The organism is Limnohabitans sp., from assembly GCF_034680285.1.
Taxonomy (GTDB): Bacteria; Pseudomonadota; Gammaproteobacteria; order Burkholderiales; family Burkholderiaceae_C; genus Limnohabitans_A.
The window spans coordinates 67,309-89,523 of record NZ_JAXITC010000013.1 but is presented as its reverse complement, the minus strand read 5'-3'; the positions used below and the strand labels follow the sequence as shown (position 1 = coordinate 89,523).

The window sequence follows — 22,215 nt, the reverse complement described above, 5'->3', positions numbered from 1 at the left end:
GATGAACAGCACCACCGCCTACGAACAACGCCGCAGCCAGATCGAGCACTACTTTGACCGCACCGCGGCCGATGCCTGGGCACGACTGACCTCGAACGAGCCAGTGGGCCGCATCCGCGCCACCGTGCGGGCCGGACGCGACACCATGCGGGAAACCCTGCTGTCGTGGTTGCCACAAGACCTGCGCGGCCTGCGCGTGCTGGACGCCGGTTGCGGCACTGGCGCGCTGGCCTTGCAAGCGGCCTTGCGTGGGGCCGAAGTGGTGGCGATTGATTTGTCACCCACCCTGGTCAAGCTCGCTGCCGAACGCATGGCCGCCGAGCACCCCACCCTGCCCGGCTCTGTGGAGTTTTTGTCGGGCGACATGCTCAGCCCCGACTTGGGTCACTTTGACCATGTGGTCTGCATGGACTCGCTGATCCACTACGACAGCGACCAGATCGCCGAAGCACTGGCCGGGTTGGCCCAGCGCACGCGCGGCTCCATGGCTTTCACGTTTGCACCGCGCACACCGCTCTTGGCCCTGATGCACAGCGCGGGCCGCCTGTTTCCGCGCAGCGACCGCTCGCCTTCGCTCTCACCCGTGGCGCACGCCGACTTGCTGCAGCGCATGCAAAACCACCCCGAGTTGCAGGGCTGGCAAGGCGCGCGCATGCAGCGCGTGGCCAGCGGTTTTTACACCTCACAAGCCTGGGAGTGGACCCGCTCATGAAACTGCGCGTCCCCATGCCCCGCTGGTTCACGGCCTACGGCACACGCTTCATGCCGTTTGCCGATGCGGCCTCGCCCGAACTGCCGATGGCGCGCCTGCTGCGCCTGTCGCTGTTTCAGGTGGTGATCGGCATGGTGATGACGCTCTTAGTGGGCACACTCAACCGGGTCATGATTGTGGAGTTGCAAGTGCCGGCCTGGTGGGTCGCTTTGGCGGTCGCTATTCCCATGGTGTTTGCGCCGCTGCGCACCCTGATCGGCTACCGCAGCGACACCCACCCTTCTGCGCTGGGCCTGCGCCGCATTCCTTACATGTGGACCGGCACCTTGCTGCTGTTTGGTGGCCTGTCCATCATGCCGTTTGCCTTGTTGCTGCTGTCCGAGCCCGAAGCTGCCAACCTGTGGGTGGGTCAGTTGGGCGCATGCCTGGCTTTTGTGCTGGTGGGCGCGGGCATCCAGGTCACACAAACCGCTGGCATGGCGCTGGCGCACGACTTAGCCAGCGACGACAAACGCCCCCGCGTGGTCGCCTTGCTCTACAGCATGCTGCTGGTGGGCATGATCACCAGCAGCGCGGTGTTCGGCCTGGTGCTCAGTGACTTCAGCCCGCAAAAACTCATCCAGCTGGTGCAAGGCTGCGCTGTCATGGTGGCGATGATGAACCTGGCCTCGCTTTGGAAGCAAGAAGCCCGACAAGCCAAACGCGGTCGCCGCGAAGCCGGTGGCTTTGCCAGCAGTTGGCAAGACCTCATGGCTCAGCCACAAATGCGCCGCTTCTTGTGGACTTTGGGTTTGGGCACATTCGCCTTCAACATGCAAGACATCGTGCTCGAGCCCTACGCGGCCGAGATCCTCAAACTTGACGTGGGCGCCACCAGCGCCCTCACGGCTTTGAGTGCCGGTGGTGCTTTGCTGGCTTTCCTCGTGTCAGCCCGCTGGTTGTCGGGTGGCATGCACGCTTGCCGCTTGGCCAGCCTAGGCGTGCTGCTGGGCTTGCCCGCGTTTGCCATGGTGATTTTCTCGGGGCCGCTCGAAGCGGCCTGGATGTTCCGTATCGGCGTGGGCCTGATCGGTTTCAGCGGTGGATTGTTTTCAGTGGGCATGCTGGTCACGGCCATGGGCATGGCCCAGGACGGCAGCCCGCTTGGCCACTTGGGCGGTCTGGTCATCGGCACCTGGGGCGCGGTGCAAGCCACCAGCGCGGGCGCAGCCATGGCGCTGGGTGGGGCATTGCGCGACGGCGTGTCGGTGCTGGCCATGTCGGGCGCTTTGGGTGAAGTGTTGGTCACGCCCATCACCGCCTACAGCTTCGTTTACCACTTTGAAATGTATTTGTTGTTTGTCGTGCTGGTAGCCCTGGGTCCCATGCTGCGCGCGAGCCGTTTGGCTGCACGCGCAGAGGTCCCCCAAACCGGCACCCCCCAACCCTTTGGCCTGGCGCAACTGCCGGGCTGATGCACCGATTTTTTGAAGGAGACAGCCATGAAAACAGGCGCAATCACCCAGTACATCGATGTGGCCCAAATCGTGTTGTACATGTTTTGGGCATTCTTTGCGGGGCTGATTTATTACCTCTTACGTGAGAACCACCGAGAGGGCTACCCCATGGATTCAGGCCGCGAAAACGGCCCCCAAATTCAAGGCTGGCCGCCCGTGCCAGAGCCGGTGGCATACAAGACCGAAGATGGCCACACCTACCTGTCACCTGACCTGAATCGCCCTGACGGCGAGTACAGCGCCCAACCCATCCATGGCTGGAATGGTGCGCCCCTGGAACCCTTGGGTGACCCTTTGCTGGCGGGTGTGGGCCCGGGTGCTTGGGCCATGCGGGCCGACGTGCCTGACATGGAACACGGCCACCCCAAAATCGTGCCCATGCGCATTGCCACCGACCACTCAGTGGCCAAAAACGACGTGGACCCTCGCGGTCTGCCGGTCTGGGGCGCCGACAAAGTCATCGCCGGAATCGTGGTCGAGTTGTGGGTGGACCGCATGGAAATGCTGTTTCGCTATGCCGAAGTCCAATTGGTGAACTCCGACAAACGCGTTTTGCTGCCCATGACGTTTGCACGCATCAAGAAAGACGGCTCGCATGTGCAAGCCATTCTGGCGCACCAGTTTGCCAACGTGCCCCAAACCAAATCGCCAGATCAGATCACCCTTCTTGAAGAAGAAAAGATCACTGCTTATTACGGTGCGGGCACTCTGTACGCGACGCCTGAACGCCAGGAACCCATCATATGAAAGCCACCCACGAGCACGAGTGGGAAGCCGCTCCCGGCTTGCCCAGCGCCTTGCCTGCGGGTGAGCGTGTGGTCTGGCAGGGCGCGCCCGACTGGCAGCGCTTGGCCATCCACGCCTTCCATGTGCGCAAGGTCGCGCTCTACTTCGCGCTCATGCTGGCGGTGCAGGCCATCAACCTCACAGCGCCTGACAGCGGTACGGGGATGAAACCCCTTGCGGTGGTGGATTGGAAACCACTGGTGGTGGCCGCCGGCCTCTACACCCTGGCCCTGTCGCTCCTTTTGGGAACGGCCTGGATGTCGGCGCGCAGCACGCTCTACACCCTCACCAACAAACGCGTGGTCATGCGCATTGGGATCGTTCTCACGCTGACCTTTAACCTGCCGTTCAAACGCATCGCGGGCGCTTCTTTGAAGACCCAAAGCGCTGGGACTGGCGACCTCGCGCTGGCCTTGCACCCCGAAGACCGCATCGGCTGGGCCCACCTGTGGCCGCACCAGCGCGCCTGGCACGTCACCCAGCCCCAACCCACATTGCGCTGCGTACCGAACGGCCAGCAAGTGGGAGAACTCCTGCTGACACTGTGGCGTGCGGAACGTGCGGGCCAAAGTCTTCAGCTTGGAGATGCAGCTGCGGCCACGCCACACACCACCCCACCCGGGATGCTGGCATGAGCACCCTGCCCCACCGCGACTGGCAAACCCAAAGCCAAGCGCCCCAGACGCAAGGCCTGAATCGGCCCATGGCCTGGATTGGCGTGATGCTATTGGCCATGCTGGTGGCCGTGGGACTGGCGCGCTGGTCGGGTCTGGATCCGCGCACACCCGACGCCGCCGTGCAGTGGCAGCGTGACCTGCAGTTCCGAGACGTGGCGGGCGGCGACATCGCCGTGCTGGACCACCGCACCGGACAACAAGTCGCCCAGTTTTCTGGCGAACAAGGTTTTTTACGCAGCACCCTGCGTGCCTTGGCCAGAGAGCGCCACCGTGAAAGCCTGAGCGGCGACGCCCCTTTTTTGTTGATCGGCCGTACCGACGGCCGCATGACCCTGCAAGACCCCAGCACCGGGCAACGGATTGATCTGGAGTCGTTCGGACCCAGCAACGCCGCCGTATTTGCCAGTCTGCGACTGGCTGGTCAATAAGCCCCTTGAACTTGAAATTTTCTGTACCGGAGAACGCCATGAACGCCACCGCTGTCCACACCATCGAAACCGCTGAAGACGCCAACAAAAAGGCAGTGCACGACGACATGATCAGCCCGCGTTTCTACACCACCGACTTCAATGCCATGGACCGCATTAACATCGAGCCCGTGCGCGCCGAGTGGGACAAGATGATGGCCGAGTACGAAGGCGACAACAACCACGACCACTTTCAGCGCGACGAGGCGTTTGCAAGTGAAGTGGCCTCGGGCATGGCCAGCCTCTCGCCCGAGATGCGCCAAGAGTTCATGGACTTTTTGGTCAGCTCCCTCACCTCGGAGTTTTCCGGTTGTGTGCTTTACAACGAAATCCGCAAGAACGTCACCAACCCCGACATCAAGCAGCTCATGACCTACTTGGCGCGAGACGAATCGCGCCATGCGGGCTTCATCAACTTGTCGCTGCGCGACTTCAATCTGGGCATCGACCTGGGCAATTTGAAGCGCACCAAGAAATACACCTTCTTCAAGCCCAAATACATTTACTACGCGACCTATCTGTCCGAAAAAATCGGCTACGCCCGCTACATCACCATCTTCCGCCAGCTCGAAAAGCACCCCGAAAAACGCTTTCACCCCATCTTTCGCTGGTTCGAGCTGTGGTGCAACGACGAGTTTCGCCATGGCGAATCGTTTGCGCTGATCATGCGCGCCAACCCCAAGTTGCTCAGCGGCGGCAACAAGCTCTGGATTCGCTTTTTCTTGCTGGCCGTGTACGCCACCATGTACGTGCGCGACCACACGCGCCCCATGCTGCATGAAGCCATGGGTCTCGATTCCAGCGAATATGACTACCAGGTGTTCCGCATCACCACCGAGATCACCAAGCAGGTCTTCCCGCTGGCCCTGGACACTGATAACCCTGACTTCCGCCGTGGCTTAGAGCGGCTGTTTGCCTTGTCGCAAGCCATGGCCAAAGCCAAGACCCGCGGTGGCGTAGTCGGCAAACTGCAGCAAGGCGTGTGCGCCGTCAAAGCCGCAGCCACCTTTGCCCGCCTGTTCTTCATGCCCGTGATTCAACAAGATCTGTCGCCCCAAGTGCGCATGGAACCGGCATGGTGAATGAAGTGGTCTGGGCTTGCGTTTTCACGGCCCTGTGCTGGTGGCTCGGTACGGGGGTGATTTTGTGGCTCGACCGGCTGCCTGCGCGCAGCTTCCGTTTCAGCTTGGCTGGCTGGACGGTGCTTTTGGCTTTGAGTTTTTGGGGCGTGGCCCACAGCATGCAAGAGGTCAGCGTGTTCAACGCCTACCTCGCCTTTGGCAGCGTGATCCTGATGTGGGGCTGGCACGAGCTGGCCTTTTTGACCGGCTGGATCACCGGCCCCCGCAAAACCCCGCTGGATGCGGGCGCCACCGGTTGGCCGCGTTTTGTGCAATCGGTGCAAGTCATGCTCTACCACGAGCTGGCCCTGCTGGCCAATTTTGCCGTGTTGTGGTGGATGCAAGAGGGCCAAGTCAGCCATGTGGCCATTTGCACTTTTGCGATGCTGTGGTGCATGCGCCTGTCGGCCAAGCTGAATTTGTATTTTGGTGTGCCGCAAAACGGCGCGCAATACCTGCCCGAACATCTGAAGTACCTGGCCAGTTATTTCCGAACCACACGTGGCATGTCGCTGTGGTTCGTGCTGTCCATGGGCGTGGCCATGGGCACTTGGTTCTGGCTGGTTTGGCTGGCGCAACAAGGCGCGGTGGCCATCACCACTGGCTGGGTCATGTTGGCCACGCTGCTGGGGCTGGCCATCGTTGAACACTTCATCATGATTTTCCCTTGGCCACTGGAGCGCTTGTGGGGTTGGGCCATGGGCCACACCCGCAAAACGGCTTTGACCACAACCCCCTGAAGGCCGCCATGAACACCCTCACCAAACCCACCGCCCATGCTTTCCGTTCCGAGGTTTTTGGCATCCCGGTTTCGCCTCAAGGACCTGAGAAGACCGCAGCATTCAAGGCGCGCCAGCGACCCGTGGCTGTGGTCATTGGCAGTGGTTTTGGTGGACTGGCCGCAGCCATCCGTCTGAGTGTCAAAGGCTACGAGGTCAAGGTCTTTGAAAAGCTGGATGCCCCCGGCGGCCGTGCCTATGTGCGCCACCAAGACGGCTTCAAATTCGACGCGGGTCCGACCATCATCACCGCGCCATTTTTGCTCGAGGAATTGTGGGCGCTGTGTGGTAAAAAATTTGCAGACGACGTGAAGCTGGTGGCCATGGACCCGTTTTACCGGGTGCTTTTTGCAGACGGCACCTGGTTTGACTACAACGGTGACGCTGAGCACATGCGCGCCGAAGTCGCCCGCTTTGAACCTGCCGACCTGCCCGGCTACGAACGTTTTTTGGAAGAAGCCGAGCGCTGCAAGACTCTGGGTTTTGAGGGCATGGGCGACATGGCTTTTGACAAGGTCAGCGATCTGATGGCCGCCATCCCCGACTTCTTGCGCATGGGCGCCTGGCGCAGCCTGTACAGCTTGGTGGCCAAACACATCCGCAACGACAAGCTGCGCATCGTGATGAGCTTTCACCCGCTGTTGATCGGTGGCAACCCCTTTGCCGTGACCTGCGCCTATGCGCTCATCAATTCGCTGGAACGCACCTGGGGTGTGCACTCGGCCATGGGCGGCACCGGGGCGATTGTGAAAGGCTTGGTCAGCCTGCTGGAAGAACGCGGTGTGCCGCTGCGCTGCAACGCGCCCGTCACACAAATTCGCATTGAAAACGGCCGTGCGTGTGGTGTTGAACTGCAAAATGGCGAGTTCGTGCCCGCCGACATCGTGGTCAGCAACGGCGACACCGCCTGGACCTACAAAAACCTGGTGGCCCCCGAACACCGTCGCGTGTGGACCGACCGCAAGATTGCCAACGGCAAGTACTCCATGGGTTTGTTTGTCTGGTACTTCGGTACCTCCAAACAATACCCCGATGTGCCGCACCACATGATGGTGCTGGGACCACGCTACAAAGGCCTGTTGCAAGACATCTTCAAAAAACACAAATTGGCTGAAGACTTCAGCCTGTATTTGCACCGCCCTACCGCCACAGACCCGTCCATGGCGCCAGAGGGTTGCGACACCTTTTATGTGCTCTCGCCCGTGCCGCACCTGGACAGCGGCACCGACTGGCACGCTTTTGCCGAGACCTACCGCGCAGCCATTGCCGAAAGCCTAGAGGCCAGCGTGTTGCCGGGCCTGCAAGCCAACATCGTGACCAGCAAGGTCAGCACGCCACAGGATTTTCACGACAACTTATGGTCTTACAAAGGCGCAGGCTTTGGCCTGGAGCCATTGCTGCTGCAAAGCGCGTGGTTTCGCCCCCATAACCGCAGCGAAGATGTACCGGGCCTCTTTGTGGTGGGTGCCAGCACCCACCCGGGTGCGGGTGTACCGGGTGTCCTCATGTCGGCCAAAGCTTTGGAAACGGTGGTTCCCCATGTCAACGTCTGATCGCGCGGCCCCCGTGGCCAACCCTGAATTGAACTTCGATTCGACCGACCTGCAGGCCTGTGTGGCCATGATGCAAGGCGGCTCCAAAACCTTTTTCGCCGCCAGCCGCTTGCTGCCCCCACGCGTGCGCATCGCCGCCATCGCCCTCTATGCGTTTTGCCGTGTGGCCGACGATTTGGTGGACGAAGCGGCCGCTGGTGATACCCCGCTGGATGTGCTGCAAGAACGCTTGGACGCGATTTACGCCGGAGCCCCGAACGACCATGTCGAAGACCATGCCCTGAGCCTGGTCGTGCAACAGTACAAACTGCCCCGCCATTTGCTGGATGCACTCATCGAAGGCTTTGCATGGGACGCCGGAGGCCGCACTTACGACAGCATCGAAGACTTGCACGCCTATGGTGCCCGCGTGGCCGGCAGTGTGGGGGCGATGATGAGTTGGATCATGGGACCGCAGAGCATGGACACCCTGGCCCGTGCCTGTGAGCTGGGCGTGGCCATGCAGCTGACCAACATTGCCCGCGATGTGGGTCACGACGCCAGGATAGGCCGTCTTTACTTGCCGCGTCGCTGGCTGATCGAGGCTGGCGTCAATCCGGATGCGTGGATGGCCCAGCCCACCTTCACCCCGGCTATTGCACAAGTGATTGAGCGCTTGTTGGACGAAGCCGATCGCCTGTACAAACAAGCCCACTCGGGCATCGCCGCCTTGCCCCCGGATTGCCGCGCCGCCATCTGCGCCGCCAGCATGATTTATTCCGAAATTGGCCACCAACTGCGCCGCGAAGGTCTGAACTCGGTGAACAAGCGCACCGTGGTCAGCACCACCCGCAAGCTCATGCTGCTGGCCAGCGCCTGGACCCAGGTGCATTGGATTCGCGTGGCCCCCACCAGCCCCGAACCCCTGGCGGCCATTGTGGGCCTGGTGCAAGGCTGCCGAGACGCCACCCAACAAACGGGCAACAAGGCTTATTTCCCCAACCGGGCCATGCCAGAGCGCGTGGCTTGGATGCTGGATTTGTTTGAGCGCCGTGAAAATGAACGCCTCGACCGCAACGCCTTGCAGCAGACACCATGAGCCCAACACGATGAGAGTGCCCAGCCACAGCACCTTGGTTCGCTTGTTGTATGTGAGCCGCGCGGTCGGACCACAAACCACCACGATGACCACCTCCATCCTGGCTCAGGCCCATGCGCACAACCCGGCACAAGCCATCACGGGTGTGCTGTGCCAAGGCCAGGGTTTTTTCTTCCAAGTCATCGAGGGCGAGCGCAGCCGCGTCAATGCGTTGTACCGGCGCATTTGCGTGGACAACCGGCACAAAGATGTCGAAATCCTGCACTACGAAGAAATTCATGAACGCCGTTTTGGCCATTGGTCCATGGCACTCGTGCATTTGTCGGTGGACGACCCCATGGTCAGGCTGCAACACCCCGACTTTGACCCTTATTCCGCCTCCGGCCCCCAGGTGATGCAGCAAGTGATGGATTTGCTGGAAGCCGGTCAACCGATACGGATGCCTGTGGTTTGAGTGATCAAGCTGTTTTGAGCCGCTTTCAGCACAGCGCGACTCAGGCCCTCCATCACGGCGGATGCAGCGCGGGTTTCCTGCCAATACAAAGGCACAGCCAAGGGGGTGTCCGGCACCACTTCCAGCAAGGCGCCGCTTTGCAGATGAGGCGCTATCAGGGTCAATGGATGCAGGCCCCAGCCCATAATTGATGCCATGAATTGGAATGACATACTTTTGGGGGTCTGGCCCGTCTTTGTCCAGGGACTGTTCTTGAGTCTGGGCCTGATCGTGGCCATTGGCGCGCAAAACGCTTTTGTTTTGCGCCAAGGTCTGCGCCGAGAGCATGTAGGCAGCGTGGTGGCTTTTTGTGCGGTCGCCGATGCATTGCTGATCACGGCAGGTGTATTCGGCATGGCCCAAGCCTTGGGCGAGCGGCCCGTGCTGGCGCGGGCTTTGGCCTTGGGCGGGGCTGCGTTTTTGGCGGTGTATGGCTGGCGTGCCATTCAGCGGGCTCGCCAAACCAGCGCGCTGGATGTGACAAGCACCGGTCAGGGACTTGGCCTTGGCGCGGCGCTGGCCCAAGCGGCGGCATTCACTTTGCTCAATCCGCATGTGTATCTGGATACCGTGCTGCTGGTGGGCAGCATCGGGGCGCAACAGCCATCGTCCATGCAGGGCTGGTTTGCGGCCGGGGCCAGCTCGGCCAGTTTGCTGTGGTTCAGCGCCTTGGGCTTTGGGGCACGTTGGTTAGCGCCCTGGTTTGCCCGTCCCCGTGCCTGGCAGGTGCTGGACGCCCTGATCGGGGTCACCATGTGGGTGCTGTCGGCTTTGCTGCTTCACCATGTTCTGAGCTCGCCCTGACAGGCCAAGAAGCTGGACGAAGCCCACAAAAAAACCGCCTCAAGGGCGGTTTTTTAAATGGAAATCGTCCAGCATCACTTGCGTGGGTTTTTGGGACGGTTGAACCAGTTGGCCAGCATGAACAGGCAAAAAACCACGAACATGATGATGAGAATGTGCTTGATTTCCATGGTTTTTCCTTGAGTTGAGGTGAAGGTAGAGTCAATCTGAAGGCAGATTATGCAGATTTGGGCGTTGCCCGTACAGAGGTCTGGGCTGGCCGCATCATGGGCGCCATGGCCCACAGGGTCAGTGCCAGCAAGACAATCTCAAGCCCATAAACCGCTGAATAACCGAGAACGGAGCTACTGCCCAGGGCCACGCCATCGCGCACCAAGCCGCCTGCGGCCATGCCCACACCCGCCGCCGTGGCCTGCACCGCCCCCCAAGCGCCCATGGCCAAACCCACCTGCTCTGGCGGGGCCATCTGCATGGTGGCCGTCAGGGTGCCGTGGGCAAACAGGCCGCCGCCCAAACCGATCAGGAAAATACCCAAGGCAAACAAAACCGGTGAATCCATGGGGGCTGAGGCGATCACACAGACGAATGCAGGCACACCCACCCATGCGCCCCAACTGGCCATGCGGTAAGCATCTTGGCCCCGGCTGAGCACACGCGAGGCCCAAGCAAATCCGATCAGACCCCCCAAAGCCAGCGTGGCCGTGAGCATGGTGGTGGTGGACACACTGAGGTTGAGAATTTCGCCACCATAGGGCTCAAGCAATACGTCTTCCATGGTGAAGGCCATGGTGCCCAAACCCACGGCCAACAAACGGCGCACGGTATTGGGGCCTTCGCAAAACAACTGCCAAGCTTGCCCAAAACTGTGCTCGATGGGTGTGCCGGGTTTGCGCATGCGGCTGCGAGGCTCTTGCTTCCACAGGGCGACCACGTTGAGCACCAGCGTCATCACGGCCACGGCTTGCACCACGCGGATCAGTTGGCCTGGGCTGTAGTCGCGCAGCAAGTGGCCCAGCATCAGGGCGCTGCCGATCATGCCAACCAGTTGCATCACATACATGAGGCCCACCACCTTGGGTTGGCTCTCGGGCGGCGCCAAGTCGGTTGCCAAGGCCAGGCCAGCGGTTTGCACCGTGTGCATGCCTATGCCCACCAACACGAAGGCACCCGCAGCACCGACCAGCCCTACCCAAGCGGGGGCCTGGCTGGACTGACCCGCACCACTGAGCACCAGCAGCGCAAAAGGCATGATGGAAAAACCGCCGAATTGCAGCAAGCTGCCCATCCAGATGTAGGGCACACGCCGCCAGCCCAGTTGAGAGCGGTGGTTGTCCGAGCGAAAACCGATGAGCGCCCGCAGCGGCGCAATGAGCAGCGGCAAAGCCACCATGAAGGACACCAGCGTGGCGGGAACTTTCAGCTCCACAATCATCACGCGGTTGAGGGTGCCCACCAGCATGACCATGGCCATGCCAACAGAAATTTGAAACAAGGACAAACGCAGCAAACGCGACAAAGGCAAATCATCGCTGGCGGCGTCGGCGAAGGGCATGAAACGCGGCCCCAAACTGGCCAGCGAGTTCGCCCAAGAAGAACGAGATTTGGTTTTGTTCATAAATCAGAAAGACCAAGCGCTTTCGCGCTTGGCCGTTCGGGCTTTCACCCTTTACTTCTTCACCGCAGAATCCGCAGCAGGCGCCGCAGCGACCACTTTGGTACCACCGTTCAAGAAGCTTTTCACCCAGGTGGTGTTGGTTGTCAGGGCCAAATGCACGCTGAACGACGAGATCGCCACAGCCGCAATGAACACTGGAATACCCACCGAAGGTTTCACCACGCACCACATTTTCGAGTAGATCATGATGGTTCTCCTTTACTTGAGCCAGGGTGAGTAGATGTAGGCCAGCAGGTGAGCAAAAGCGGCAATCATGCCGAAGATCTGCGTACCCTGGATGAGATTGCGGTGAATCTCTTCCGATTCGGCCTCGGTCAGTCCCGTTGGCCAGACTTTGTCTGAGTTAGACATAGTTTTCTCCTTGCAGAAGACGTGCACGGCCCGCACGAGGGCTATTCTTGGCCACCATGGCCAGGAATGGGGTTGCCTTGACATGACGTTCAAGGTTGTTCATCTCAAGCCCGCCTCGGCATGCGCCAGGGCAGCATGGCTTGAACCACCGGTGACACCAAACGCGGCACCGACAGGGTTTCATGGAAGGCGAGCAAAGGCTCGCCTGCGTGATCAAATTGCAGCAAAGCACGCTGGTAAAAAGGCGTGTCTTCGAGTTGTTCATGCACACGCACGGCTTGTGTGCTGCGCATGCGGCGCTCAATGCGCCAGCCGGTCTTGGGCAGGCGCTGCACTGGCGGCAGCGTCACTGGCTCCACCGTGCCCTTGGGGGTGAATCGCAGCGAAAGCGCACGGTCGCTCGTGCCCGGGGCTTGCATGTCGTAAAAAACCAAGGTGCTGCCATCGCGCATGCGGGCGCGTGACCAGTCCCAAGTGTGAAAACCCCGATCCACAGGTTCGTCGCCTTCGTTCGAATCGAGGTAAGCGTGGCCTTGCCATTTCAAGTCGGGCGCACTCAGATCCACCTCGATGCGAGAGGCTGGGGCCAAGGGCCCCCAACGGTGGTGGCCAGCGGCATCCAAGGGCGTGGAATAGCCAAACAATTGCTGCGGCCACAGCTTGATACGGCCTCGCACACGGCGAGGGATGGGGACACAGACTTCATCGATGTCAATCGTCAAGCAATCGCCATCCCAGCTCATTTGGCTGGGGCCAATCTTGAATTGGCGCTCGCTGCGGTGGCAATGGCGCTGACCGCGTTCGGTCATGGCCCAACGGCCTTGGCCTTTGCTGTAAATCGCCACATTCAAAGCACAATGGTTGTCAGGGTTGGTCGGGCCGCTCTTGCGAGCCCAAGCGTAGTAGGGCGAAAACACACTGCCGACAAAGGCAATGAGGGTGATCCCGTGTTGGCCGTCGTCACTCATGGCGTCGACATACCACCATAGGTAGCCCCCATCGGGAACGTGCTGGTCGAAGCGAGGCTCGCCATCACGGCCTCGGCCGCTCGTTGCCCGGACAAGGCCGCCATCGGCACGCCCGGCCCCGGATGCACGCTGCCCCCCGCCAGATACAGGCCCTGCAGGGGTGTGGCGGAGCCAGGTCTGCTGAAGATGCTGGTCCATCCGTGCGTCGCCTGCCCGTACAGGGCTCCCCCGCTGGCTGGAAAACGTCGATGGAAATCCTGGGGCGTCGTGCGCAGGCTGTTGGCTGCCGTGGGCTGCAGGTGCAGACCCAGTTGGCGCAGGTGCTGAAAAGTTTGCGTTTGGCATTGTTCTAAAGCCTCCTCGGTGATCGCGTTGCCATCTCCGCAGGCAGGGGCGTTGACCAAACAAAAAATACGCTCATCGGCGCCCTGGGGCAGCGGAGCCGGCCGGTCTTGGGCACAGACGTAAACAGTGGGCTGCTGCGGCAGTCGCTGGCGCTCGAAGATGTCCTCGAACTCGCTGGCATAAGTGCTCTGAAAAAAAACGTTGTGCCGATCCAGCGCCACACCAGTAACGCGGGTGTGGATAGACCAAGTCAATGCCGACAAGGAGCGCGGCGGCGCGGTTGGGGGCACTGCTTGGCGGATCTCTTCACCCAACAAACCTTGGCGCAATGCCCCTGCATCGCCATTGAAGATCACGCGATCAGCGGGCAAGAACTCGCCCGACTTCAAATGCACACCACACACGCGGCCCTGGCGCTTTTCGATGCGCTGACAAGTGCTTTGGTAGCGGAACACCGCGCCATGACGGCGTGCAACCCTTGCCAATGCTTGGGCCATCCCGACCATGCCCCCTTCGACGGACCAGACCCCGTCCATCTCGACCTGTGCGATCAACATGAGGGTGGCGGGAGACTGCCATGGCGATGAACCGCAGTAAGTGGCGTACCGCGCAAACAACTGGCGCAAGCGCGGATCGGTGAATTGGTGGCCCAGTTGTTGCCACAGATTGCGCATGGGACCCAGTTGAGCCAAAACGCCCAAACCCTTGAGTCCTAAATCGCCCATGAAGCCGCCCATGCTGGGGCGCTGGGCGCGGATCATGGGGCCTTCCAGCGTGGCATAAAGTTGGCGAGTGGTTTTGCAAAAATCACGGAAGCGCCGCGCCTCGTCGCCGCCAGACCATGCGGCGATGGCGGCTTCGCTTTCTTGGGCGTTGGCCGACAAGTCGAGTTGGCTGCCATCGGGCCAAAAATGACGCGCCAACACTGGCAGGGGTGAGATGCGCATCTCGGCTTCGAGACTGGTGCCTACCTTGCGAAACATGTCGTCGAATACCCAGCGCATGGTGAACACCGTGGGGCCGCTGTCGATGTGGGCACCATGGATCTCACGGCTGTGCACTTTGCCTCCGGGTGCGTCCGAAGTTTCCACGACAGTGACATCCAGGCCTTGATGCGCCAACAACAAGGCACTGCTCAAGCCGCCCATGCCCGCACCCACGATGACGACCTTGTGCTCAGACATGGCTGGGCTCTGGCGTGAACGCATCGGCTTCAGAGAACCGGTCAACACCTTCTGAGGCCCTGGCCTCGGTGGTATTGGGATAACGGTAAGGCTGCCCTTTCCACACACCTGCCATTTGCAGCACCTGCATGCGAACGAACAGGGACTCCGAAAAAAACTGGTGCTTGTAAGCCGCCGCACTGGCCACTTGGTGAGCGCCTTGATGGGCGTAATGGAGCATCGACGCTGTGTCTTGCCACAGACTGAAGGTGCATTGGCGCACCAATGGAGCCTCCCCCAAACCCATGGCCAAGAGACAGCCTGGGGATTGGTCCAAATCGGCTTGAGCGGCGGGGGCATAACGCCAAAACGCCATGGCCTTGGTGGGGACGATGCTCGCGCGGGTCAGCACCGCAAAAGGGGCCGAGTTGGTCGGAGCGGACAACACAGCAGCATGACCCGACTCACCCAACGCTTGCGGCGTGCTGGTTTGCCAAGCCTGTTTGTCCCATTGTCCGCGAGCCGATTGAACCGCCATCACGCCGGTCCAGCATTCACGGGCACGACTGCGGTAAGCCTGCACAACCGGACTGTCCAAAAATTTCAAAGCCAAGTCGAGGTGGCTGAATGTGCAGATCAGGCCCTGGTGGGTGGCGCTGGGGCGCAGACTGAAACCGCCCGCATGGCCACTGCCCATGACCTTGACCATGGTCAGACCCGGCACCTCTTTGTAGGGGTTGGCCCCTGCGACCAAGCGCAGCCAGCCCCAACCTTGGTGTTGCCGCAAAAAGTCGGCCAGCAAAACCACCACCACGCCGGACCGCGGGTCATGAAGTGATGTGATGGCTTCCATGACAGGTGTCCGGTCAAGCGTCAGTGAATCTACTTGGACGCCACTTTGGCAGCGGCCAAAGCAGGTTTCAGCAACTCGGGAAAGTCTTTGGCCATTTGTGCGCCATTGAGTGGCTTGTAGGCGCCTTGGTGGCAAGTGGCGCAGTTGAGCTTGGCCACATCACCCAGCGGGCCCTTGCGGTGCGCCGGAAAGACTTCGGTCAAAGGCTCCATGTAGGTCAGGTTCAGGTCACGGGCCATGCGTATACCGTGCCAAGCCGTCGTCCGCTGGGGTGGGCTGTTTTCCCAGTTTTGGAAGGATTGGGTGTTGTGGCAATACGTGCAATTGACGCCCAAGGAGGTCGACATGTGCGTCATCAGCCCATAGGTCCATTCGGCCTGCTTGATCGACGTGCGGTTACCCGACGGCAATGCGGTGGGGCCATTCACACGAATCTGCTGGTCACCCAGCAAGAAAGGGGTGAAGGGATCGTTGGGCAGCGAGGACAAATTGACCACCGGTGAAGGGGTGTTTTGACCTGTTTTGTCACCCATGAAGTTGGAACCATAAGGCTGTGGATCGGCCTTGAACCAGATGGCATTGGGCACGGGCTCACCCCTGTGGCAGGTGTAGCAGGTCACTCCGGTTTTGGCGACGTGGGGCTGCCAATCGGCGTTGATGTGCTGGGTCATCTCGACCATGCGACGCGCCACCACCTTGGTGTATTTGCTGTCGTCTTCGAAATTGGGCAACGCATGGCAATACGCGCAGCCCTCGTTGGGGGCGACCCAACTGGACATGGAGACCATCAGGCGGTTGAAGTCACCGACGCTCAAATCGCCCAAAACCTTGACGTTTTTGTAAACCTGTGAGGCTTTGGGGCCATCCGACCCACCCGAAGGAATGGCCACAGGTGGTTGATTTTTTTCGGTTTTGACTTCGAGCAGGCGGGCGTTGTAGATCTGCGCCATGCCGGTGCCACGGTAACCGCTTTGCACCGTCTCAGGGACAGGGCGCTCGCAGCCAGCGAGCACCAGACCGGCCAATGCCAGGCCCAGGCCTTTGGCCAAGCGGGCTGCCCAGCGGGATGTGTACAAGGTATTCATGTTCATGGCTTGCCTCCAGTGCTCAATGCGGGGTCCACCATCGCGGGGAAAATTTCAGGGTACGGTGGCGCCACGCCATGCTTGATGGCCCAGAGGTACCAGTTGTCCACCACGGTGCCCGTCAACAAGATGCCGATACCACCCGTGATGGGGCACAACACCGCAAACCACCAAGCCCAGCGGTGAATCGATTCCATGGTGGCGTTGAAGCCCATGGTCCAGCGCCAGAACAAAGCGGCACGTTCAGAGGCCGTGCCCCGGTCGGTGATCTGCTCGATCTCGCGTTCGCCACCAAAGCGTGTGACCGCCAAAATGGTCGCACCGTGCATGGCAAACAACAGGGCCGATCCATAGAGGAACACGATGGACAGCGCATGGAAGGGGTTGTAGAACAGGTTGCCATAGCGCAGCGAGAAAGCCGCCGTCCAGTCGAGGTGGGAGAAGATGCCGTAGGGCACAGCTTCACCCCATGAACCCATCAAGATGGGGCGGAACAGGCCCAACACCAAGAACAACCAGATGGCAGCGGCAAACGCCCAAGCGATGTGCGTGCCCATGCCCAGCTCCACCGCACGGCGGTAAGTGCGCGCCCACCAGAACAAAACCGATGCGGTGAGGAACAGTCCGACGATGAGGAACCAGCCGCCCTGATTGAGTGGGGGCAAGCTCAGGCCATAGCTCGGTGGCGGCGGCTCCAGCGACAGCCAGAACAGCTGGCGAACAAACTGGATCGGGTCGTAGTTGACCGAAGCCAGCATGTTCATGCCAATCAGGGTGAAGGCGATCAACCCAAAGATCAACGAAGCCAAACCGAGACCGCCCAAGTAGATGGGTCCCAGCTGGGCATTGCCCACCTTACCCACCCAGTAGTTGATCAGGGGTCGCCCGGTGCGTGGGCTGTTGCCATGTCCCAGTGGCACCCCTTGGTGCACTGGACCCACGGCTTGTACCGTGGTGAACAGGTTTTGATAGTCGGCCATGTGCTGTACTCCTCAATTCTTTGGATTCGGGCTGTGTGTTCAGTCCGACTCAAACGGGCCACTGGGACCAGATGGGCATGTTCAGCCACCAGCTCCACCACTCGGGCCAACCGCGGCTCCAGAAGGGACCACTGAGCACAATGCACAGGGCGCTGAACAACACAGCAGCCAGTGCCATGAACAATCCCAGGCGGTGGATGCCCAAGGTGCCGATCGAATAACCAATGATGTCGCGGAAGAACGTGTCTTCGTGTTCGGGTGTCTTGACCACGGTGCCCGGTGCAGGGTTGGTGGAGGACAAAATCAGGCCACCGTGCAGCGACAAGGCAAACACACTGGCGAAGAAGAAACTCACGGCGATCATGTGTGCCGGGTTGTAGTGAAAGTGCAGGTACTGGTAGCCCACGTTAGAGACCCAGTCCAGGTGGCTGTAGATGCCGTACGGGAAGCCGTGGCCCCAAGCGCCCATGAGCACCGGACGGATGACCACCAAAGTGACATAAGCCGAGATGGCCACACCATAGGCCACAGGTACATGAAAGCCCATGCCCAGCTTGCGGCAGATTTCCACCTCACGCATCATCCACGAGCCAAAGGCGCCAATCGCGCACACCGTGATGAGCTGCCACAGGCCGCCTTCCATCAAGGGCGCAAAGCGCAAACCGTAGGACAAATCAGGCGGTGCGATGCTGATCTGCCAAATGTTCCAGGTAGGACCTTGTGAGGCACCCCACAAGATGAGGGCAGTCCCCAGGAACGAAAAGAACAGGGTTGTGACGCCGAAGAAACCGACGTAAAACGGTCCGACCCAGAAGTCAAACAAATCACCACCCAGCAGGGTACCTCCGCGGACACGGTACTTTTTCTCAAAACTCAGCATGGCCATGGTTGGGTCCTCCTGCTTCAGTGGATAAACAGATGCCGCATTGACACGGGTTCAATGACGGCATCTGAACGGCAAGTCCTGGATCAGGACTTGGGGGCCGCAAGCGAAGCCACCGCAGTCGGCAGCGGCGAGTTTTGCGCCGATGCTGCTACGGGTTTTTTCGCGCCGTCGAGCCAGTTGAATTTGTTGGTGCTGAGCAAGATGAGGTGAATCATCGCGGCCAGGCCAAACAAGAAAATACCCTGCAGCACCATGGCACGCAAAGGGTCGTAAAGTCGCCAAATTCTCCACATGGTGAATCTCCTAAATGATGTGGGACATGAAGGTGTACACAGCAGCTTTGACACCCTGACTCATGCTCTTGGCATCTTCTGCACCAGGCAGCAGATCCCGCCAGTGAACGCCGACCAGTTTGGCCAGTACGACGACCACGAACAGACATCCGAATCCGATGAGGAAAATGGACCAGAACGCAGGGGACTCATCCGCACGCGAATGGTCCTCGTTGAGGTGGGTTGTGTTTTGCATGACAGTGACTCCGTCAATCTATGGATGAAAAAACAGGCTCTGAATCAGAACCAGGGACGCCACGCCCAGACCAGGATGTGGGCCAGTACAGCGACTGCTGTAAAGCCTACGGTGCCCTGCATCCAGTAGTGATGGAACTCCTGGGCTTCCTCATCGGTGAGTCCGGAAATTGATGTCTTGGTGGACATGTTTTGCTCCTTTTAAAGAGGCCTTGCGACCCGGGTTGCGCACAGCCCGCGCAGATGGGCATCCGCAGCCAAAGGCCACGACATCAGAGAAGCGGCGCCGCACAAGGCAGCACCAGCTTTTGTATTGAAGAGGGTGGGTGCATTCATGCCGCCACCCCCAAGCCCAACTCGCGGCTGGCCGCGTTCACATGGGCTTCAGTCACCTCGTTTTGACCCTGGGCATGCGACAGCTGTTCAGCCTGATCGCGCAAGCGTTTCGCTGCAGAAATTTGCACCAGCACAGGTTGGCTTTGCACGACATCGCGCAGACGTTGTTGTGCTTCGTCCTGCCAGCTGGCGTTGGGGGCCACAACGCCACGCGCTTGCGTGGCTTCGACTTTGTCCATCTCGGTGCCCAGAGGCAAGATATGGAACAACGCATCAAACAGCGCGTTGCACACCTCTTGGATCACGTAGGTCGCACCGCTGTACCCCATGAAGGGTGTACCGGTGTGGCGGCGGATGATGGCGCCCGGAAAGGATGCGGGAATGAAAGCTGCACGCATGGGGCTGCCGCCTGAGATCTCGCTCAGGTACATGCGCTCGTTGTAGCTGCCGAACATGATCAGCGGTGTTTGCGTTTTGACCATCTCACGCACGGCGGCGTTGTCGGTCTTGTTGCCAGCAGTGCGTGACACACTGAAGCGACAGGGCAAGCCCATCTCGTGCTCGAGGAAGTTTTTCAAACCGCGTGAATAGGTCTCACCTGCCACCACGGCAAAGCTGGCGGTGGCAAAAAAGTCTTGCGTTACTGAGCGCCACAGGTCCCACATGGGCTTGAGCGTGGTGTGTTTTTCTCGCTCGATGAAGGGCTCTGGGTCCAGGTGCAGCAGTTCGCCCAACTTGCGCAAGAAGTTGGTGGTGCTGTGCAGGCCAATGGGCGCTTGCAAATAGGGGCGCTCCAGCGCCTCGCAGAGCATGCGGCCAAATTCACGGTACATGCAAATGTTCACATCGGCTTCGACCAATCGCGACACATCGGCCAAGTGGCTGCCCAGAGGGAAGACCATGTTGACTTCGGCGCCGATGCCTTGCACCAGACGGCGGATTTCGGCGAGGTCACTGGCGCTGTTGAAGGTGCCGTAGCAGGGGCCAATGATGTTGACGCGGGGCTTTTCGCCCACAGGGCGTTCTTCAAAAGGCTTGCGTGCAGGCACTTTGCGCAGGCCGTACTCGCTCCAGAGCCAGTACATGGCGCGGTTGGCACATTGCCACTGGTCTTCGTCGATGGTGCGTGGCAAAAAACGCGCGATGTTGGTACCTTCGGGCGTCACGCCGCCACCGATCATTTCGGCGATCGATCCGGTCACCACCACAGCCGGCAGTTCGGGATCCAACGTGGCATGGGCGCGCTTCATCGCACCTTCTGTGCCTTCGCGGCCCAGCTGCTCTTCGGCCAAGCCTGTCACCACAATCGGCAATTCGTGCGGAGGCAACGCATCGGTGTAATGCAGCACCGAAGTCACCGGCAGGTTTTCGCAGCCCACGGGGCCGTCGATCACGACCTGCAAACCCTTGATGGCGGTGAACACATACACCGCGCCCCAGTAACCGCCTGCGCGATCGTGGTCGAGGATGAGTGGCGACTTGGGCTTGGCCACGGTGCTGGGTGGAGGATTGATCTGGTTCATGAACCCATCTCCTCGGCTTTGCGCTTTTTCAAAATCTTTTCGATTTGGCGGCGGGTTTCGGCTTTGAACTCAGGCCGGTCTTTGGGCACCGATTCCCAGACGCCTGCCGCATGGCCTGCGCCCACATCGCCAAAGAAATCTTTCATGGCGTCAAAGCGGGCCTGGTTGCCCATGGCCGCTTGCACCACTTGCACCAGCGAGCCCGCGCCGGCCACACCCATCAGGGGCCTGGCCGAAATCAGGTTGGTGAAGTACAGGGACGGCACGCTGTTTTGCTTGGCGATCTGCACCACCGGGGTGGTGCCAATGGCCAGCTGTGGCCGGTATTCGTACATGGCGTTCAGGTCTTGCTCGAGCGAGGCACGCATTTGCACCTGCACGCCCTTGGCTTGCAGCCAGGCGATGTCTTGTGCGTTCCACTCTGTGGCGGGACAGGCAGAGCCGACGTAACGCAAATCGGCCCCGCACTCAACGAGAAGTCGGCCCACCAGCAATTCGGACCCTTCGTAGCCACTCAAGGTGATGCGGCCTGAGATGGGCTTTTGCATCAAGAGGCCACGCATTTGCGTGAGAGACTGGTTGCGCGCCACATCGATCTGCGCCTGCGCAATGCCAGCGGCCTGTCCAATGTTTTGCAACCAGTCTTGTGTGCCTTCCAGACCCACCGGGGCAGAGCCCACAACAGGGCGGCCAGCGGCTTTGAATTCGCGCACGCTGGCGGTGTAAAACGGGTGGATGGCAGCAGCCACCGAGCAGTCAAGCGCTGCGTACAGCTCACGCCATTCGCGGGTGGGCACCACTGGGCCAGCGGCCAAGCCCATGGGGGCCAGCATCTGACCGATGATGACCGGATCAGCCGGGAACATTTCGCCGAGCAGCGCCACTGTGGGCTTGTCACCCCGACCTGCTCGGGGCGCAGCCACTGGGCCGCTGATGATTTCTTCACGGGCGTATTTCAGCATCGCCCCGGCCAACACGTCTTTGGCTTCGGCATGCGTCGGTACGCCAAAACCGGGCACGTCGATGCCAATGACACGCACGCCATTGATTTCTTTGGGCAGCAACTGCAGCGGCACACCGCTGGCGGTGGGCACGCACAGGTTGATGATGATGACGGTGTCGACTTTGCTCGGATCGGCTTCGGCGTGCACCGCTTCGCGGATGTCTTCAAACAACTTGCCGGTGACCAGCGACTCGGAGTTGAAGGGCACATAGCCCACACTGCGGCGCGCGCCGTAGAAATGGGAAGTGAAGGTCAGACCATAAACGCAGCAGGCCGAACCCGAGAGGATGGTGGCGGTACGCTTCATGCGCAAACCCACGCGCAGCGAACCAAAGGCCGGGCACATGCTTTGCGGCTGGTCGTGTGGACCGGCATCGGGCTGGCGCGGGTAATCGCGGGCGTATTGGTCGAGCACCTCAGACTTGCCGGCCTCTTTGGCTGCGGCCACCATGGCTTCGGTGCCGGCGTGGCAGCCCATGCCGTCACCCTGCAGGCCTGCGGGGTTAGGGGCTTCGGTGCTGGGGTGAATCGGGATGGTGCGTGTCATGGCCGTG

26 protein-coding genes are annotated in these 22,215 nt (G+C 60.5%); 11 read left to right on the top strand and 15 right to left on the bottom strand.

Annotation, left to right across the window (positions count from 1 at the left end; all coding sequences use genetic code 11):
* Position 1: 1 nt before the first annotated feature.
* From bchM to SWE17_RS11710, 10 genes are read left to right on the top strand one after another with little or no spacing between them, the layout of a single operon-like run.
* Positions 2 to 712 (top strand): magnesium protoporphyrin IX methyltransferase, encoded by a 711-nt coding sequence (gene bchM / locus SWE17_RS11755; RefSeq protein WP_322993284.1) that lies wholly within the window; start codon positions 2 to 4, stop codon positions 710 to 712.
* Positions 709 to 2,166: a BCD family MFS transporter gene (locus SWE17_RS11750; RefSeq protein WP_322993283.1), complete on the top strand. Its 1,458-nt coding sequence runs from the start codon at positions 709 to 711 to the stop codon at positions 2,164 to 2,166. The genes bchM and SWE17_RS11750 overlap by 4 nt, the downstream gene beginning before the upstream one ends.
* Before the next feature lie 27 nt (positions 2,167 to 2,193).
* Complete coding sequence (gene puhA / locus SWE17_RS11745) at positions 2,194 to 2,955, top strand: photosynthetic reaction center subunit H (protein ID WP_322993282.1); 762 nt, start codon at positions 2,194 to 2,196, stop codon at positions 2,953 to 2,955.
* Complete coding sequence (gene puhB, locus SWE17_RS11740) at positions 2,952 to 3,629, top strand: photosynthetic complex putative assembly protein PuhB (RefSeq protein WP_322993281.1); 678 nt, start codon at positions 2,952 to 2,954, stop codon at positions 3,627 to 3,629. Before puhA ends, puhB begins: the two co-directional genes overlap by 4 nt.
* Positions 3,626 to 4,099, top strand: a complete 474-nt coding sequence (puhC, locus tag SWE17_RS11735; RefSeq protein WP_322993280.1) for a photosynthetic complex assembly protein PuhC — start codon at positions 3,626 to 3,628, stop codon at positions 4,097 to 4,099. The genes puhB and puhC overlap by 4 nt, the downstream gene beginning before the upstream one ends.
* Before the next feature lie 38 nt (positions 4,100 to 4,137).
* Complete coding sequence (gene acsF / locus SWE17_RS11730) at positions 4,138 to 5,220, top strand: magnesium-protoporphyrin IX monomethyl ester (oxidative) cyclase (RefSeq protein WP_322993279.1); 1,083 nt, start codon at positions 4,138 to 4,140, stop codon at positions 5,218 to 5,220.
* Positions 5,214 to 5,999, top strand: a complete 786-nt coding sequence (gene puhE, locus SWE17_RS11725) for a putative photosynthetic complex assembly protein PuhE (protein WP_322993278.1) — start codon at positions 5,214 to 5,216, stop codon at positions 5,997 to 5,999. The genes acsF and puhE overlap by 7 nt, the downstream gene beginning before the upstream one ends.
* Positions 6,000 to 6,007: 8 nt before the next feature.
* Complete coding sequence (locus SWE17_RS11720; protein WP_322993277.1) at positions 6,008 to 7,591, top strand: phytoene desaturase; 1,584 nt, start codon at positions 6,008 to 6,010, stop codon at positions 7,589 to 7,591.
* Entirely contained in the window at positions 7,578 to 8,669 is a 1,092-nt protein-coding gene (locus SWE17_RS11715; RefSeq protein ID WP_322993276.1) for a phytoene/squalene synthase family protein, read from the top strand. The genes SWE17_RS11720 and SWE17_RS11715 overlap by 14 nt, the downstream gene beginning before the upstream one ends.
* Before the next feature lie 10 nt (positions 8,670 to 8,679).
* Positions 8,680 to 9,123, top strand: coding sequence for a BLUF domain-containing protein (locus tag SWE17_RS11710; RefSeq protein ID WP_322993275.1), 444 nt, complete (start codon positions 8,680 to 8,682; stop codon positions 9,121 to 9,123).
* Here the strand turns inward: SWE17_RS11710 and SWE17_RS11705 are convergent.
* Positions 9,096 to 9,320: a hypothetical protein gene (locus SWE17_RS11705; RefSeq protein ID WP_322993274.1), complete on the bottom strand. Its 225-nt coding sequence runs from the start codon at positions 9,318 to 9,320 to the stop codon at positions 9,096 to 9,098. The two genes, SWE17_RS11710 and SWE17_RS11705, sit on opposite strands and share 28 nt — an antisense overlap.
* Between SWE17_RS11705 and SWE17_RS11700 the strand changes: the two genes are divergently transcribed.
* On the top strand, positions 9,319 to 9,966 hold the full coding sequence (locus SWE17_RS11700; RefSeq protein WP_322993273.1) for a LysE/ArgO family amino acid transporter: 648 nt from the start codon (positions 9,319 to 9,321) through the stop codon (positions 9,964 to 9,966). The genes SWE17_RS11705 and SWE17_RS11700 overlap by 2 nt on opposite strands.
* A 217-nt stretch (positions 9,967 to 10,183) precedes the next feature.
* Here SWE17_RS11700 and SWE17_RS11695 read toward each other — a convergent pair whose 3' ends face one another.
* The 14 genes from SWE17_RS11695 to bchY form a co-directional block, all read right to left on the bottom strand.
* Positions 10,184 to 11,581 carry a PucC family protein gene (locus SWE17_RS11695; RefSeq protein WP_322993272.1) on the bottom strand — a complete coding sequence of 466 codons (1,398 nt, stop codon included), beginning with the start codon at positions 11,579 to 11,581 and terminating at the stop codon, positions 10,184 to 10,186.
* A gap of 51 nt (positions 11,582 to 11,632) precedes the next feature.
* Positions 11,633 to 11,827, bottom strand: a complete 195-nt coding sequence (locus tag SWE17_RS11690; protein WP_100120016.1) for a light-harvesting protein — start codon at positions 11,825 to 11,827, stop codon at positions 11,633 to 11,635.
* 12 nt (positions 11,828 to 11,839) lie between these two features.
* On the bottom strand, positions 11,840 to 11,992 hold the full coding sequence (gene pufB / locus SWE17_RS11685) for a light-harvesting antenna LH1, beta subunit (protein ID WP_019429105.1): 153 nt from the start codon (positions 11,990 to 11,992) through the stop codon (positions 11,840 to 11,842).
* Positions 11,993 to 12,096: 104 nt separating this feature from the next.
* Positions 12,097 to 12,960, bottom strand: coding sequence for a carotenoid 1,2-hydratase (locus tag SWE17_RS11680; RefSeq protein ID WP_322993271.1), 864 nt, complete (start codon positions 12,958 to 12,960; stop codon positions 12,097 to 12,099).
* The gene (crtD, locus tag SWE17_RS11675; protein WP_322993270.1) at positions 12,957 to 14,489 is read right to left on the bottom strand and encodes a 1-hydroxycarotenoid 3,4-desaturase CrtD; all 1,533 of its coding nucleotides are present in this window, start codon (positions 14,487 to 14,489) and stop codon (positions 12,957 to 12,959) included. Before crtD ends, SWE17_RS11680 begins: the two co-directional genes overlap by 4 nt.
* Positions 14,482 to 15,321: a hypothetical protein gene (locus SWE17_RS11670; RefSeq protein ID WP_322993269.1), complete on the bottom strand. Its 840-nt coding sequence runs from the start codon at positions 15,319 to 15,321 to the stop codon at positions 14,482 to 14,484. The genes crtD and SWE17_RS11670 overlap by 8 nt, the downstream gene beginning before the upstream one ends.
* Before the next feature lie 29 nt (positions 15,322 to 15,350).
* Positions 15,351 to 16,412, bottom strand: coding sequence for a photosynthetic reaction center cytochrome PufC (gene pufC / locus SWE17_RS11665; RefSeq protein ID WP_322993268.1), 1,062 nt, complete (start codon positions 16,410 to 16,412; stop codon positions 15,351 to 15,353).
* Entirely contained in the window at positions 16,409 to 17,386 is a 978-nt protein-coding gene (pufM, locus tag SWE17_RS11660) for a photosynthetic reaction center subunit M (RefSeq protein WP_322993267.1), read from the bottom strand. The genes pufC and pufM overlap by 4 nt, the downstream gene beginning before the upstream one ends.
* 49 nt (positions 17,387 to 17,435) lie before the next feature.
* On the bottom strand, positions 17,436 to 18,272 hold the full coding sequence (gene pufL / locus SWE17_RS11655; protein ID WP_322993266.1) for a photosynthetic reaction center subunit L: 837 nt from the start codon (positions 18,270 to 18,272) through the stop codon (positions 17,436 to 17,438).
* An 83-nt stretch (positions 18,273 to 18,355) separates the two neighbouring features.
* Positions 18,356 to 18,565, bottom strand: a complete 210-nt coding sequence (gene pufA / locus SWE17_RS11650) for a light-harvesting antenna LH1, alpha subunit (protein ID WP_053168888.1) — start codon at positions 18,563 to 18,565, stop codon at positions 18,356 to 18,358.
* 10 nt (positions 18,566 to 18,575) lie between these two features.
* Positions 18,576 to 18,800: a hypothetical protein gene (locus SWE17_RS11645; RefSeq protein ID WP_100120009.1), complete on the bottom strand. Its 225-nt coding sequence runs from the start codon at positions 18,798 to 18,800 to the stop codon at positions 18,576 to 18,578.
* Between the two features lie 44 nt (positions 18,801 to 18,844).
* The gene (gene pufB, locus SWE17_RS11640; RefSeq protein WP_019425952.1) at positions 18,845 to 18,988 is read right to left on the bottom strand and encodes a light-harvesting antenna LH1, beta subunit; all 144 of its coding nucleotides are present in this window, start codon (positions 18,986 to 18,988) and stop codon (positions 18,845 to 18,847) included.
* A 143-nt stretch (positions 18,989 to 19,131) separates the two neighbouring features.
* On the bottom strand, positions 19,132 to 20,658 hold the full coding sequence (bchZ, locus tag SWE17_RS11635) for a chlorophyllide a reductase subunit Z (protein ID WP_322993265.1): 1,527 nt from the start codon (positions 20,656 to 20,658) through the stop codon (positions 19,132 to 19,134).
* Entirely contained in the window at positions 20,655 to 22,208 is a 1,554-nt protein-coding gene (bchY, locus tag SWE17_RS11630; RefSeq protein WP_322993264.1) for a chlorophyllide a reductase subunit Y, read from the bottom strand. Before bchY ends, bchZ begins: the two co-directional genes overlap by 4 nt.
* Between the last annotated feature and the right edge of the window lie 7 nt (positions 22,209 to 22,215).